This window comes from Luteimonas sp. A534 (genome assembly GCF_054072805.1).
Genome location: NZ_JBSVRR010000001.1, coordinates 533,981 through 548,522, shown reverse-complemented (window position 1 = coordinate 548,522; position 14,542 = coordinate 533,981). Strand labels below are relative to the sequence as shown.

The 14,542-nt window shown below is 68.5% G+C and carries 10 protein-coding genes; 5 read left to right on the top strand and 5 right to left on the bottom strand.

Features of this window, described 5'->3' with window-relative positions:
• Nucleotides 1-54: 54 nt before the first annotated feature.
• Nucleotides 55-1,743 (bottom strand): 30S ribosomal protein S1, encoded by a 1,689-nt coding sequence (gene rpsA, locus ACW5F0_RS02490; protein ID WP_456964448.1) that lies wholly within the window; start codon nucleotides 1,741-1,743, stop codon nucleotides 55-57.
• 164 nt (nucleotides 1,744-1,907) lie between these two features.
• On the bottom strand, nucleotides 1,908-2,591 hold the full coding sequence (gene cmk / locus ACW5F0_RS02485) for a (d)CMP kinase (RefSeq protein ID WP_456998956.1): 684 nt from the start codon (nucleotides 2,589-2,591) through the stop codon (nucleotides 1,908-1,910).
• Nucleotides 2,592-2,720: 129 nt separating this feature from the next.
• On the opposite strand from cmk, the gene ykgO reads away from it, so the two are divergent.
• The 5 genes from ykgO (at nucleotide 2,721) to ACW5F0_RS02460 (ending at nucleotide 6,649) form a co-directional block, all read left to right on the top strand.
• The gene (gene ykgO, locus ACW5F0_RS02480; protein WP_010342887.1) at nucleotides 2,721-2,846 is read left to right on the top strand and encodes a type B 50S ribosomal protein L36; all 126 of its coding nucleotides are present in this window, start codon (nucleotides 2,721-2,723) and stop codon (nucleotides 2,844-2,846) included.
• A gap of 210 nt (nucleotides 2,847-3,056) precedes the next feature.
• Complete coding sequence (locus ACW5F0_RS02475; RefSeq protein WP_456964446.1) at nucleotides 3,057-3,383, top strand: hypothetical protein; 327 nt, start codon at nucleotides 3,057-3,059, stop codon at nucleotides 3,381-3,383.
• A 4-nt stretch (nucleotides 3,384-3,387) separates the two neighbouring features.
• On the top strand, nucleotides 3,388-4,419 hold the full coding sequence (locus ACW5F0_RS02470; RefSeq protein WP_456998955.1) for an agmatine deiminase family protein: 1,032 nt from the start codon (nucleotides 3,388-3,390) through the stop codon (nucleotides 4,417-4,419).
• A gap of 61 nt (nucleotides 4,420-4,480) precedes the next feature.
• Nucleotides 4,481-5,365 (top strand): carbon-nitrogen hydrolase, encoded by an 885-nt coding sequence (locus tag ACW5F0_RS02465; RefSeq protein WP_456964444.1) that lies wholly within the window; start codon nucleotides 4,481-4,483, stop codon nucleotides 5,363-5,365.
• 33 nt (nucleotides 5,366-5,398) lie between these two features.
• Nucleotides 5,399-6,649: a TraB/GumN family protein gene (locus ACW5F0_RS02460; protein ID WP_456998954.1), complete on the top strand. Its 1,251-nt coding sequence runs from the start codon at nucleotides 5,399-5,401 to the stop codon at nucleotides 6,647-6,649.
• 150 nt (nucleotides 6,650-6,799) lie between these two features.
• On the opposite strand, the gene ACW5F0_RS02455 is transcribed toward ACW5F0_RS02460, so the two are convergent.
• Genes ACW5F0_RS02455 through ACW5F0_RS02445 form a run of 3 tightly spaced genes read right to left on the bottom strand, consistent with a single transcriptional unit; the run spans nucleotide 6,800 to nucleotide 14,507 of the window.
• Nucleotides 6,800-9,883 (bottom strand): efflux RND transporter permease subunit, encoded by a 3,084-nt coding sequence (locus ACW5F0_RS02455; protein ID WP_456998953.1) that lies wholly within the window; start codon nucleotides 9,881-9,883, stop codon nucleotides 6,800-6,802.
• Nucleotides 9,880-13,362, bottom strand: coding sequence for an efflux RND transporter permease subunit (locus ACW5F0_RS02450; protein WP_456964441.1), 3,483 nt, complete (start codon nucleotides 13,360-13,362; stop codon nucleotides 9,880-9,882). The genes ACW5F0_RS02455 and ACW5F0_RS02450 overlap by 4 nt, the downstream gene beginning before the upstream one ends.
• Nucleotides 13,362-14,507: an efflux RND transporter periplasmic adaptor subunit gene (locus tag ACW5F0_RS02445; RefSeq protein ID WP_456964440.1), complete on the bottom strand. Its 1,146-nt coding sequence runs from the start codon at nucleotides 14,505-14,507 to the stop codon at nucleotides 13,362-13,364. Before ACW5F0_RS02445 ends, ACW5F0_RS02450 begins: the two co-directional genes overlap by 1 nt.
• Nucleotides 14,508-14,542 lie beyond the last annotated feature (35 nt).

Sequence of the window (14,542 nt, the reverse complement as noted above, 5' to 3'; positions counted from 1 at the left end):
TCCGGACAGCCGGAGCGGCCTGGCTTGCGCCAGGCCGCCCGGATGCCGCGGTCCTTACTCGGACTTGCCGCCCAGCTGCTCGCGCAGCAGCGCGCCCAGCTTGGTGGTACCGCTGGAGGCTTCCGCCGCCGCACGGTTGTACTCGGCCAGGGTGTCGGCCACTTCGGCTTCGTCCTTGGCGCGGATCGAGAGCTGCAGCGTGCGGCCCTTGCGATCCATGCCGGTGAACTTGGCTTCGATCGTGTCGCCCACCTTCAGGTGCTGGCTGGCGTCGTCGATGCGCTCGTCCGAGATGTCGCGCGCGGCCACGTAGCCTTCCACGCCGTCGGCGATCTCGACAACCGCGCCCTTGGCATCGACTTCCTTGACGGTGCCGGTGACCTTGGTGCCGCGCGGGTGCGCCGCCATGAACTGGCCGAACGGATCCTGCTCGAGCTGCTTGACGCCCAGGCTGATGCGCTCGCGCTCCGGGTCCACCGCCAGCACCACGGCCTCCAGCGTGTCGCCCTTCTTCAGCTCGCGCGCCACGTCTTCGCCGCTGGTGTTCCAGCTCATGTCGGACAGGTGGATCAGGCCGTCGATGCCGCCGTCCAGGCCGATGAAGATGCCGAAGTCGGTGATCGACTTGATCTGGCCGTCGACCTTGTCGCCCTTCTTGTGGATGGCCGCGAAGGTCTCCCACGGGTTGGACGTGACCTGCTTGATGCCCAGAGAGATGCGGCGACGCTCTTCGTCGACGTCGAGCACCATGACCTCGATGTCGTCACCGACCTGCACGACCTTCTGCGGGTTGACGTTCTTGTTGGTCCAGTCCATCTCGGACACGTGCACCAGGCCCTCGACGCCCGGCTCGATCTCGACGAACGCGCCGTAATCGGTGACGTTGGAGACCTTGCCGAACACGCGGGTGTTGGACGGGTAGCGGCGGGCGATGTTGTCCCACGGATCCTCGCCCAGCTGCTTGAGGCCCAGGCTGACGCGGTTGCGCTCCTTGTCGTACTTGAGCACGCGCACATCCAGCTCTGCGCCCACTTCCACGACTTCGGACGGATGGCGCACGCGCTTCCAGGCCATGTCGGTGATATGCAGCAGGCCGTCGATGCCGCCGAGGTCGACGAACGCACCGTAGTCGGTCAGGTTCTTGACGACGCCCTTCAGCACGGCGCCCTCGACCAGCTTCTCCATCAGCTGCTCGCGCTCTTCCGAATGCTCGCTCTCGACCACCGCACGGCGGGAGACGACCACGTTGTTGCGCTTGCGGTCGAGCTTGATGAGCTTGAACTCGAGTTCCTTGCCTTCCAGGTACACCGGGTCGCGCACGGGGCGCACATCGACCAGCGAACCGGGCAGGAACGCGCGGACGTCCTTGATGTCGACGGTGAAGCCGCCCTTGACCTTGCCGCTGATCTTGCCGGTGACGGTCTCGTTCTTCTCGAGGGCTTCCTCGAGCTCGTCCCACACCATGGCGCGCTTGGCCTTCTCGCGCGACAGCACGGTCTCGCCGAAGCCGTTCTCGAGGGAATCGAGCGCGACCTTGACGATGTCGCCCTCGGCGACGTCGATCTCGCCGGCGTCGTTACGGAACTGTTCGATCGGCACGATGCCTTCGGACTTGAGGCCGGCGTTGATGACGACGACGTCGGTGCGCACCTGGATCACGGTGCCGGTGACGATCGAGCCCGGCTTCAGCTTGGCGAGGTTCGCCTGGCTGGCTTCGAACAGTTCTGCGAATGATTCGGTCATTGGAAAATTACTCTGTTGATGAAACAGACCGGGCAGCGCCAGGAAGCGCGTGTGGCCGGTCCACCCGTTGTCGGCGTGCGCGGGATTGCGCCTTGCCGTGAGTGCTGGTTGGAAAGGAAAATCCGCACGACGGATGTCGCGCGGGGCAGTCTGCTGCAGGGGCTTCAGGCCGCGCGGCCGGGCAGGAGGGCCAGGACGCGTTCGACCACGGCGCCGATGCCCAGGCCGGTGGTATCGATGCGGACGGCGTCTTCGGCCGGTCGCAGCGGTGCCACCGCGCGGCTGGCATCGCGCGCGTCGCGGGCCAGAATCTCCCGCAGCAGACCATCCAATGTAACGGAAACCCCCTTGTCCTTCAACTGTTTATAGCGCCTTTCGGCGCGTTCCTCGGCGCTTGCGGTCAGGAACACCTTGGGCCAGGCATCAGGGAAGATCACGGTGCCCATGTCACGGCCGTCCGCGACCAGGCCAGGGGCGCGGCGGAAGACCCGCTGGCGCTCCTTGAGCGCCGAACGCACCTCGGGAATGGCGGCAATGGCCGAAGCCGCCGCGCCGGCCGTCTCCGTACGCAGCTCATCGGTGGCATCGTGGCCGTTGACCAGCACCCGCAGCTCGCCCGCATCGTCGTCACGGAAGCCGATCTCGGTGTCGAAGGCGCAGCGCACCAGGGTCCCGGCGTCGCCGAGGTCCAGGTCGGCCCAACCCGCGGCCACCCCCACTGCGCGATAGAGGGCGCCGGAGTCGAGGTAATGCCAACCCAGGCGTCCGGCCACCAGGCGACTGATCGTGCCCTTGCCCGAGCCCGAGGGGCCATCGATGGTCAGGACGGGAATGGCGGCTTCGGTCATGGCGGACTCCGTGAGGGGGCGCCATTCTAGACCGGTCGAACGACGTCGCCCCGCAGGTACTTGATCCGGGATGCCCGTGCCCGCTAGAATTGCCGGCTTGTTTGCCCCAACCATTTTCCGAGGTTCGTCATGAAGGTCCTGTCCTCCCTGAAGTCGGCGAAGGCCCGTCACCGCGACTGCAAGGTCGTTCGTCGCCGTGGCAAGGTCTTCGTGATCTGCAAGTCCAACCCGCGTTTCAAGGCGCGCCAGCGCTGAGTTACGCACCGCGGCGGTCCCGCGTGCCCTGCACGCGGTGGCAGCCGAGGGACGTCCGGAAGGCCGCAGAAATGCGGCCTTCCGCGTTTCCGGCGGCCGAGTGGGCGTGACCGATCGCCCGGTTCGCTGCCCCACCCGCGCCGGTGCCCCGCGCGATCTGTTAAAAACGCTGCGGCTGCAGCCGATGCAGCGTCCACGGGGAAATCCACCATGCGCCTGTTCCTTGCACTGACCACCGCCGCCCTGCTCGCCACCGCCGGCGGTGCCGCCGCCGACACCCTGCTCATCGACCGCGTGCAGCAGCAGGCAACGGCGCCAATGCCGAGCCGCGGCATGAGCATGCCCGACGTCGAGGCGCGTTTCGGCGCACCGAGCCAACGCCTGGATCCGCGCGGAGGCCAGAAGAGCCAGTGGCCGACCATCAACCGCTGGGTGTATCCCGGCTTCACCGTGTATTTCGAGAAGAGCCGCGTGATCGACGCCGTTGCCAACCAGGCCGCGCCGGGCGAGACCGGGCCCAAGCCACCGATCCGCTGAGACGATGACCGAGAAGACCCTGCGTTTCCCCGCGGAGTGGGAGCCCCAATCCGCGATCCTCCTGGCGTGGCCGCACGCCGACACCGACTGGGCCGAGCGCCTGGGCGAAGTCGAGGACACCTACATCGCGCACGTGGCGGCGATCGCCCGCTTCCAGCGCGTGCTCATCTGCGTGGCCGACGACGACGTCGAGGCCTACGCGCGCGCCCGCCTGGCCTCCAACCGCATCGACATGGCACGGGTGGGTTTCATCACCCTGCCCTACAACGACACCTGGCTGCGCGACACGGGGCCGATCACGCTGACGGGGGGCGGCGGCTTCAGGCTGCTCGATTTCCGGTTCACCGGCTGGGGCGGCAAGTTCGAGGCCGGCGAGGACGACCTGCTAGTGCAGCGCCTGCACGATGCTGGAATCTTCTTGAACAGTTCGACGCAATCCATTGATTTCGCAATGGAAGGTGGCGCCATCGAGACTGATGGCCAGGGCAGCCTGCTGACCACTTGGCGCTGCCTGCACGAGCGCCACCCGCAGGCCACCCGGGACGAGCTCGATGCCCGACTCCGCGGCTGGCTGCGCCAGGATCGCGTGCTCTGGCTCGACCACGGCTACCTGCAGGGCGACGACACCGACGCCCATGTCGACACCCTCGCCCGCTTCGCCCCTGGCGATGCCATCGTCTTCCAGGCCTGCCACGACCCCGCCGACCCGCACCACGCCGAGCTGGCCGCGATGGGCGTCGACATCGCCGCCCTGCGTACGACCGACGGCCGACCGTACCGCCTGTTCCCGCTGCCCTGGCCGAAGCCTGTGATCGACGATGGGCGCCGGCTTGCCGCGAGCTATGCCAACTACCTGGTGATCAACGGCGCCGTGCTGATGCCCGCCTATGGCGATCCGGCCGACGACGTCGCCGCGGCGGTGCTGGCCGAAGCCCACCCCGGCCGCGAAGTGGTGCAGGTGCCATGCCGCTCGCTGATCTGGCAGAACGGCAGCCTGCACTGCATCTCGATGCAGCTGCCCGCCGGACTCATCTGAGGGACAGCGCGGCCGGCCTACAATGTCCGGCTCACGCGCATCACCGCCACAGGGTCCTGCCATGAAAACCAACACGCTTCCCGTCGCGCTCGTCCAGGAGCGCAACCACGGCGGCGCCGCGGAAAACCTCGAAGTCGTCGAGCAGCGCGTCGCCGAAGCCGCGCGCCAGGGCGCGAAGCTGGTGCTGCTGCAGGAGCTGCACAACGGGCCCTATTTCTGCCAGCACGAGAGCGTCGACGAGTTCGACCTCGCCGAGACCATCCCGGGCCCGAGCACGGAGCGCCTGTCGGCGCTGGCGAAGCAGCATGGCGTGGTGCTGGTCAGCTCGCTGTTCGAAAAGCGCGCCACCGGGCTGTACCACAACACCGCGGTGGTCTTCGATGCCGACGGCTCCACCGCTGGCAAGTACCGGAAGATGCACATCCCGGACGACCCGGGCTTCTACGAGAAGTTCTACTTCACGCCGGGCGACCTGGGCTTCGAGCCGATCGACACCTCGGTCGGTCGCCTGGGCGTGCTCGTGTGCTGGGACCAGTGGTACCCGGAAGCCGCGCGCCTGATGGCGCTCGCCGGCGCGGAGCTGCTGCTCTACCCGACCGCCATCGGCTGGGATCCCGACGACGACCAGGCCGAGAAGCAGCGCCAGCGCGATGCCTGGATCCTCAGCCACCGCGGCCACGCCGTGGCCAACGGGCTGCCGGTACTGTCCTGCAACCGCGTCGGCCACGAAGCCTCGCCGGTCGGCGCTTCGGGGATCGATTTCTGGGGCAACAGCCACGTGCTGGGGCCGCAGGGCGAGTTCATCGCTGAAGCCGGCGGCGACACCACCATCCTCACCTGCGAGGTCGACCTCGGCCGCAGCGAACACGTGCGCCGCATCTGGCCCTTCCTGCGCGACCGTCGCATCGACGCCTACGGCGACCTGCTGCGCCGCTACCGCGACTGACGCCCTGCCCGCCGCCCGACATCCCGGATGCCCATGACCGAGACTCCCGCCCCGCCTGCCGCGGCACCCGACCTTGCCGTAGTGGTGGAGACCGGTTTCGACCTCTCCACCCAGCCGCACGCCATCGTCGAACGCGACGGTGTGCGTTACACGCTTCTGGGCACCGCCCACGTCTCGCGCGCGAGCGTGGACGCCGTGCGCGCGGCGATCGCCACCGGTGATTACGACACCATCGCGGTGGAGCTCGACGAGCAGCGCCTCGCGGCGATGACCGACCCCGCCGCACTCGGGCGCCTGGACCTGGTCAAGGTGCTGCGAGAGGGCAAGACGCCGCTGTTCGCCGCCAACCTGGCGCTTGCCGCCTACCAGCGGCGCCTGGCCGAGCAGATGGGCGTCGAGCCCGGCGCGGAGCTGAAGGCCGCGGCCGCAGACGCCACCACGCGGGGCCTGTCGCTGCAGCTCATCGACCGCGACGTCGGCCTCACCTTCAAGCGCGCGATGCAGCGGCTGGGATGGTGGGGCCGCGCCAAGGTCAGTGCCAGCCTCTTGATGGGGCTGCTGTCGAGCGACGAGGTCGGCGAGGACGAGATCGAGCGGCTCAAGCAGGGCGACGTGCTGGAATCGAGCTTCACCGAGTTCGCCGGCCAGACCCCGGAGCTCTACGAAGCGATCATCAGCGAACGCGATCGCTACATGGCCGCGAAGCTGCGCGAGCTGCCCGAAGGCGCGCGCAACGTGCTGGCGGTTGTCGGCGCCGGGCACCTCAAGGGCCTGGCCGCGCATCTGCGCGAAGACACCGCGGCCCCGGTCGAGGTCCGCGAGTCACTCGAGCGCGTGAAGCCGAAATCGCGGGTGCCATGGATGGAGATCATCATCGGCACGGTGGTGGTGGGCGGCTTCGCCTGGGGCTTCTGGCGTGGCGGCTTCGACGTAGGCGCCGACCTGATGCTGCAGTGGGTGCTGGTGACCGGCGGCCTCGGCGCGCTGGGCTGCGCGATCGCCGGCGGCCATCCGCTGAGCATCCTGTCCGCCTTCGTGGCTTCGCCGTTTACGCCGCTGCACCCGGCGCTGGCCTCGGGCACGGTGAGCGCCGTGGTCGAGGCCGCGCTGCGCAAGCCGACCTACGACGACTTCATGGCCCTGCGCGAGGACGTCAACACCGCGCGCGGCTGGTGGCGCAACCGCGTCGCACGCGTGCTGCTGAACTTTTTCCTGACAAGCCTCGGCACCGCCATCGGCGTGTGGACGGGCGGGCTGAGGATGCTGGGGCAGGTTTTCGCCTGAGGCGCCCTGTGTGGACGCGGTTTTGGGAGCAGCTTTGGGAACTGCGTTGGGAGCAGTTGTGGGAGCGGCTATAGCCGCGATCGCGCCAGCACGGAGCGGCCATCGCGGCTATAGCCGCTCCCACAGCCGGCTTCCATAGCTTCAGGAGCTTCAGGCCGTGGCAACCACCGCCCCGCCCCGCGGCTGCCGCGCCCTGCGCAGCAACCGCGACGTCCCGCCGGCAAGGTCGTCGAGGATCGCGTAGATCGTCGGCAGGAACAGCAGGCTGACCACGGTCGAGAACGCCAGGCCGCCGGCGACCGCGCGCGCCATCGGCGAATACGCCAGGCCACCCAGAACCACCGTCTCGCTCAGCGAGATCGGCACCATCGCCAGGATCGCCGTGCCCATCGTCATCAGGATCGGGCGCAGGCGTTCGCGGCTGCCCTCGACCAAGGCGTCGGTGCGGGTCATGCCGCGACGGCGCAGGTTGTTGATGTGCTCGACCATGACGATGCCGTTGTTCACCACCACGCCCATCAGCACCAGGATGCCGATGAAGGCCATGATGGTGAACGAGGTTCCGGTGAGCCAGAACAGCCAGAACACGCCAAGGATCGAGAACAGCACGCAGCTCATGATCGCCGAGGGGAACAGCAGCGATTCGAACACCGCCGCCATCACCACGTAGATCATCACCAGCGCCAGCACGAAGTTGAACAGCATCTGGTTCATCGCCTGCTGGCCCTCCTCGAAGCCGCTGCCGGAGAAGGTGTGGCCGTAGCCCGCGGGCAGCGACACCGAGTCCAGCACGTCTTCCATTGCCTTGCGTGCGGCTTCCATGGTCGCCTCGCCCTCGAGGTTGGCCTGGACGCCGAGTGCGGTCTGGCGGTCGTGGCGCGAGATCTGCGTCGCGGACGCCGAAACCTCCATGTCGACCATGGCCGACAGCGGCACCTGGCGTCCGTCGGGCGAGCGCACCATGAAGGACGCGACGTTGGCGGGACCGTACTCCTGGGCGCCGCTGAAGCGGACCCAGACCGGGACCTCGCTGTCGCCGCGACGGTACTCGCGCAGCTGGGTGCCACGCAGCGCCATCGACACGAAGGACGAGACCTGTTCGGCGCTGAAACCGAACGCCGCCGCGCGCTCGCGGTCGACCCGGATGGCCAGCTCGTCGGTGCGGTTGCCATCGTCCACGCGGACGTCGCGCAGCTCCGGACGCGCCTCCAGCATTGGCACGACATCCTCGGCGATCTCGCGCAGCACCGCGGCGCTGTCGCCCACGAGCTGCACGCTGACGTTCTGGCCCAGGCCACCACCGCCGCCACCCTGCCCTCCGGGGCTGGACACACCGATTTCGGCGCGCGCCGATTTCGGCAGCGCCTTGCTGATCGCCTCCGAAAGCGGCTTGACGTCGGCAATGCCGTCTTCGAAGGTGATCATCGTCCCGGCGTCGTTGCCCTCGCTGAAATACGAGTAGATCTGCGTGATGCGGAACTCCTTCCGATTCTGCTCCAGGAAGGTCTCCACGCGCTGCACTTCATCGGACATCTGCGGCAGCGTGTAGCCACCATTCCATTTGTAGTACAGCTGGATTTCGCCCTGTTCGCCGCCACCGAACATGTCGAATGTGGTCTGCGTCGCCGGCACCATGCTCGCCAGCACGACCAGGATGATCCCGAACACGCTCCAGCCGCGGTGCGCCAGGCTCCAGCGCAGCAGGCGTGCGTAGCGCTCCTGCATGCGACGGATCATGCCGCCCTTCTCCACCAGCGCCGGCGGGGTGCGCATGCGCGCCGACAGCATCGGGATCAGGCTCACCGCCACCAGCCACGAGGCCAGCAGCGAGACCGAGATCGTGATCGCGATCTGGGCCATGAAGATGCTGATGTCGTTGACCTCGCCCAGCAGGTTGGGCAGGAATACGATGCAGTGGCAAAGCGTGCCGGCCGAGAGCGCGATCGCAACATGCTTCGTGCCGTTGAGCGACGCCCGCACCGGATTGCCCGGATCGCGCTCGCGCTCCTGGTAGATGCTTTCCACGACCACCACGGCGTTGTCCACCAGCATGCCCACCGCCAGCAGCAGGCCCATCAGGCTCAGGACGTTCAGAGTCACGCCGAAGAAATGCATGAAGCCCAGCGTCATCACGAAGCAGATCGGGATCGCCAGCGTCACCATCAGCGTGGACGGCCAGTGGCGCAGGAAGAAGAACAGCACCGCGATCGACAGCAGCAGGCCGATCGCGCCGGCTTCGGCAAGCTCGACCAGCGAGCTGGTCACCTCCTCGCCCATGTCATGCATGACCTTGAAGTCGATCCCCTCCAGCCCCGACTCGCCGGCGGCGGCGCGCATCTCGGCCAGCGCCGTGCGCGAGACTTCCACCAGGTTCGCGTCCCGCTCCTTGAAGACCTCAAGGCCCACCGCCTTGCGGCCGTCCAGCCGGCGCGCGTAATCCATGCGCTCGGCCTTCAGATGCACCTCGGCGATGTCGCCCAGGCGCAGGCCGCTGGGGTCGATGACCAGTTCACGCAGCTGGTCGAGCGTCGTGATCTCGCCCTGCGGCTGCACGCGCAGGCGCATGCCGCCATCCTCGATCATCCCCGCCGACACCGAGAAGTTCACGGTGCGCAGGCGCTGGGCCAGTGTGTTCAGGGCCACGCCGTGGGCGTTGAGGCGATCGGGATCGATCGCGATCTCCACCTCGTTCGCCGGTGCGCCATTGATCTCCACCCGCGCCACGCCCGGCACCCGCTCGAGCCTGCGCTTGAGCAGGCGATCGAGCAGGTCGTAGGACGAGGACAGGTCGACGTCGCCGGCCAGGCGTACCCGCAGGATCGCCTGGTCGCCACTGGACCACTTGAACACGAAGTAGCGGCGGAAGTCGTCGGGCAGCTCGTCACGGATCGCATCCAAGCGCTCGCGCGCCTCGGATGCGGTGATCGCGATGTCGCGCTCCCAGTCTCGGAACTCCAGGAATATTCCGGCGCCGTTGGCACTCGCGTTGCCACGCATGCGCTTGATGCCGGTCATCGTGGCCAGCGCTTCCTCGGCCGGGCGCAACAGGTTCCGCTCGACTTCCTCGGGGCTCGAGCCCTCATAGGGCAGCTGCACAAACAGGAACGGCGCCGACACGTCCGGCAGCGCTTCCAGTGGCAAACGGAACGCCGCGATCAGCCCGATCACCACCAGCGAAATGAACAGCATCACCGTGGTGACCGGACGCCGCAGGCTGAACTCGGCGACGCTCATGCCGGCAGGCCCCCACCCTCTCCGTTGCCGTCTTCGCCGGAGGCCAGGCGCGCCCGGCGCCCACGCTCGAGGTAGTACGCGTCACCGCGGCGGTCGAGCAGGTCGTAGACCACCGGGATCACCAGCAGGGTGAGCAGAGTCGATACCAGCAGGCCGCCGATCACCGTGATCGCCATCGGCGAGCGCACTTCCGCACCCTCGCCAAAGGCCAGCGCCAGCGGCATGAAGCCGAACAACGTGGACAGCGTGGTCATCACGATCGGCCGCAGGCGCGAGCGCGCACCTTCGACCAGCGCCTCGCGCTTGGCCAGGCCGGCCTCGCGCAGCTGGTTCACCTTGTCAATCAGGATGATCGCGTTCTTGACCACCAGGCCGACCATCAGGATCAGCCCGATGAACACCACGACCGAGATCGTGTTGCCGGTCGCCAGCAACGCCAGGATCGCGCCCACCATTGCCAACGGGATCGTGAAGAGGATCACGAACGGATGCAGCAGCGATTCGAACTGCGACGCCATCACCAGGTAGACCATGAAAATCGCCAGCGCGAAGGCGAACAGCAGCGACGACAGCGATTCCGCCAGTTCCTCGCCCTGGCCGCCGATGTGCATGCCGATGCCGGCGCCCAGCGGGTTGGCGGCGACAAGCGTGCGCACCTCCTCCACCGCGGCACCGAGGTCGATGTCACGCAGGTTCGCCGACACCACCGCCACGCGCCCGAGATCCGCGCGATGGATCTCGCTCGGGCCGGTGGTGGCGACGACCTCGGCCACCGCGGACAGGCGCACAGGCCGCGCCGAACCCGGGTTCACGATCAGGTCGCGGATCGCGCGCACCGAATCGCGCTCGGACTCGCGGGCGCGCACCAGCACGTCGATCTTGCGGTCGCGGAAGTCGTAGCGCGTGGCCACTTCGCCGCGCACCGAATTCACAACCGCGTCCGCCACCTGGCGGGTGGTCAGGCCCATGGCCCCGGCGCGCTCCTGGTCGAAGACGATACGGATCTCTGGCGCGCCCTGCTCCACCGTCGACTTCACGTCGGCGTAGTGCGGGCTCTTGCGCAGCAGCGCCGCCAGGCGGCTGCCGGCGTTCGCCAGCTCGTCGAGGTCGTGGCCGCGCAGTTCGATCTCCAGCGGACTGGAGAAGCTGAAAAGCGCCGGGCGGCTGAAGTCGACCTGCACGCCGGGCTCGCCCGCCATGGTGCCGCGCAGCCCTTCGGTCAGCCGCGCTTCGACCTCGGCGCTGCCGCCACCCTCCATCACGATCGACAGGCGCCCGATGTTCTCGCCGCTGTCGGTGGGATTCGCATCCAGGCGGGTGCCGGTGCCGCTGACGCCGAACAGCACGGACGTGCCTTCGTCGTCCGCATGCGCCTGCTGCACGCGGCGCATCAGGGCATCGGTCTCGCGCAGCGGCGTGCCGGGCGGCAGCCGCATGGTCATCTCGAAGCGGTCCTGCGCGAGCTGCGGGATCAGGTCGGTGCCCAGCGTCGGCACGATCGCCATGCTCGCGATGAAGGCCGCCGCGGCCACGCCCAGCACCAGGCCGGGACGTGCCAGTGCGCCAGGCAGCAGGCGCAGGTAGCTGCGCTCGGCCCCGTCGTAGGGCGCCATGGCCATGCGGCTCGCCACGCCCATGGGACGTCCCACGACCACTGACAGAAGGCGCCCCGTGCGGATAGCCACCCATGCGACGCCAAAGGCCACCGCCCGGAAGGCCGTGCCGATCCAGCGCGCCACGAACGCGAACGGCCGCTGCCAGGGCGAAGTCGGGCGCCATTCCGGATGCGGTGCCTCTTCGGGGAACGCCATCGGCGCCTCCGACTTCAGCGCGCTCAGCATCGGGATCAGGGTCATCGCCACCACCAGCGAGATGCCCACGGCCAGCGCGATGGTCAGCGCCTGGTCGCGGAACAGCTGGCCGGCGATGCCTTCCACGAACACCAGCGGCAGGAACACCGCGATGATCGTCAGCGTCGAAGCCACCACGGCCATGCTCACTTCACGGGTGCCCGCGATGGCCGCGTCGAGGATCCCCAGTCCGCGCTCGCGCGCCTTGGCGATGCTCTCCAGCACCACGATCGAGTCGTCGACCACCAGCCCGGTGGCCAGCGCCAAGCCGCCCAGCGACATCACGTTGAGGCTGAGCCCCATCTGGTCCATGAAGAAGAAGGTGGTGATGATCGAGACCGGCAGCGACACGCCGATCACGAAGGTGCTCCAGCCGCTGCGCAGGAACAGGAAGATGATCAGGATCGCCAGCGTGCCGCCAATGATGGCGTCGTTGCGCACGTCGGAGATCGCGGCGCGGATGAAGCGTGCCTGGTCGTCCACCACATCAAGGCGCACGGCGTCGGGCAGCTCCTTGCGGATGCGCTGCAGCCGCGCTTCCACCGCCGCGGCGGTGGCGACGGTATTGGCGTCGCCCTCCTTGTAGATCGCGAGCTCCACCGCTTCGCGACCGTCGAGGCGGATGATCGCCTCGCGCTCCTTGTAGCCCTGGCGGACCTCCGCGACGTCGCCCAGGCGCACGGCGCGACCGTCGGCCACCGCGCGATTGGAGGCCGCCGCCGCACTCTGCGCCGACATTGCCGCGGCCAGCACCGAGGCGTCGCCGGACGCGGCCGCAAGGCGCGCGACCTCGTCGGCACCGCCGCCGCCGGAACCGGCCGACTGCGTCGCCACCAGCATGCCGCGGATCTCGTCGACGCTCGCGAACTGGTTGACCGTGCGCACCAGGTAGCGCTGCGTGCCCTGCTCCAGGCGGCCGCCCGACAGGTTGATGTTCTCCTCGCGCAGGCGCTGCACCACCGCGTCGACCGACAGGCCGATGCGCGCGAGCGCCTGCAGGTCGAGTTCAACCTGGATTTCGTCCTCGAGTCCGCCGCCGACCTTGACCGCGGCCACGCCCGACACCGGCTCGATCTTCTTCTTCAGGTCGTCGTCGGCGTAGCGGCGCAGCAGGGTGAGCTGGCGGATGGCATCGCCCTCGCCGTCGTCGGCGCTGAGCGCCAGGCGCAGGATCGGCTCGGTGGAGGGGTTGAAGCGCAGGAGCACGGGCGGCTCGACCTCCAGCGGCAGCGCCAGGGTGTCGAGCTTGTCGCGCACCTCCAGGCTGGCCTGATCCATGTCCGTGCCCCAGGCGAACTCGAGCACCACGTCGCTCTGGCCGGTGCGCGACACCGAGCGCAGCTTGCGCACGCCCTTGACCACACCCAGCGCTTCCTCGACCGGTTCGCTGACCAGGGTCTCGATCTCCTGTGGTGCGGCACCGGTGTACTCGGTGCGCACCGTCAGCGTCGGGTAGCTGATATCGGGCAGCAGGTTGACCTTGAGGTTGCCCAGCGCGATCAGGCCGAACAGCAGCAGGCTGACCGTCACCATCGCCACCGTCACCCGGCGGCGCACCGAGAAGCCGACCAGGCCGTCGGCGCGCAGCGTGCCGTCCACGCCGTCGTGTTCCCTCCCCGGGTCGCTCATCAGGGCGTTCCGTCGGTCGTTTCGTCGCCGGCGGCTTCGGCGTCGGCGCCCGTGTCGGCAACCGCCACCGGTGCGTCGCCGAGCACCTGCACCGTGCTGCCGTCGCGCAGCGCGATCTTGCCCGCGGTCACGACGCGATCGCCTTCCGCGAGCCCGTCACGGACCTCGATGAAGCCGCCATCCACGTAACCGGTGGTGATCGCGGTGCGCACCGCCTTGCCGTCGCGGACCACGAACACCGCCGGCTCGCCATCGTCCTCGAGCAGCGCGCCGCGCGGGATCGCCAGCGCCGCGGCGCGGGTGTCGTAGTCGATGCCGATGCGCGCGAACATGCCCGGCTGCAATGCGCCATCGTGTGGATCGAAGGCGCAGACCACGCGGAAGGTGCCGCTGCCGGCATCGACCACCGGGGCGATGCGGTCGACCACGCCGACGAACTGGCGCCCCGACAACGCATCGACCTGCATGCGGACCGGCAGGCCCTCGCGCAGCGTGGTGAGGTCGCGCTCGGGCACGTTGAGCGTGGCTTCCAGGCGGGAGTTGTCGACGATGCGGATGATCGGCGTGTTGATCTGCACGAAGTTGCCCGGCTTGATCGAACGCGAAGCGACGACGCCGGAGATCGGCGCGGTCACGTTGGTGTACGACAGCTCGAGCTGCGCCAGGCGCCAGGTGGCGCGGGCGTTCTCGAGGTCGTAGCGGAGCTGGTCGTGGTCGCCGACGCTGACCATCTGCTGTTTCACCAGTTCGCTGGCGCGGCGGAAGTTGGCCTCGAGCTTCTTCACCTGCGCATCGACCTGGGCGAGATTGAGCCGCGCGCGATCAGCATCGATCCGCACCAGGACCTGTCCGGCACGCACCACGTCGCCTTCTTCCACGAGCACTTCGAGCGCCACGCCCGACGTCTTGGCCACCACCTGCGCCTCGGCCCGCGCCTCCAGCGATGCGCTGCCGCTGTAGCTCGCGGCCATCGCCCGCGGCTCGGCGGCCACCGCTTCGACGGTGACCGCGGGCGGTGCCTCGTCATCTTTTCCGGCCTCGTCCTGGGCACGGCTGCCACAGCCTGCAAGCACGAACAGGGTGGCCACGATCGCGGCTGCGGTTGCAGCGACGGGACGTCGGGAAAGGCGAGGATTGGAGTGCATGGGAGCGGAGCCAGAATGGTGTGGTAGCAAGGTAC

Coding starts and splice junctions, on each gene's coding strand:
- rpsA (WP_456964448.1), bottom strand. CDS start 1,743: ATGACCGAATCATTCGCAGAACTGTTCGAAGCCAGCCAGGCGAACCTC.
- cmk (WP_456998956.1), bottom strand. CDS start 2,591: ATGACCGAAGCCGCCATTCCCGTCCTGACCATCGATGGCCCCTCGGGC.
- ykgO (WP_010342887.1), top strand. CDS start 2,721: ATGAAGGTCCTGTCCTCCCTGAAGTCGGCGAAGGCCCGTCACCGCGAC.
- ACW5F0_RS02475 (WP_456964446.1), top strand. CDS start 3,057: ATGCGCCTGTTCCTTGCACTGACCACCGCCGCCCTGCTCGCCACCGCC.
- ACW5F0_RS02470 (WP_456998955.1), top strand. CDS start 3,388: ATGACCGAGAAGACCCTGCGTTTCCCCGCGGAGTGGGAGCCCCAATCC.
- ACW5F0_RS02465 (WP_456964444.1), top strand. CDS start 4,481: ATGAAAACCAACACGCTTCCCGTCGCGCTCGTCCAGGAGCGCAACCAC.
- ACW5F0_RS02460 (WP_456998954.1), top strand. CDS start 5,399: ATGACCGAGACTCCCGCCCCGCCTGCCGCGGCACCCGACCTTGCCGTA.
- ACW5F0_RS02455 (WP_456998953.1), bottom strand. CDS start 9,883: ATGAGCGTCGCCGAGTTCAGCCTGCGGCGTCCGGTCACCACGGTGATG.
- ACW5F0_RS02450 (WP_456964441.1), bottom strand. CDS start 13,362: ATGAGCGACCCGGGGAGGGAACACGACGGCGTGGACGGCACGCTGCGC.
- ACW5F0_RS02445 (WP_456964440.1), bottom strand. CDS start 14,507: ATGCACTCCAATCCTCGCCTTTCCCGACGTCCCGTCGCTGCAACCGCA.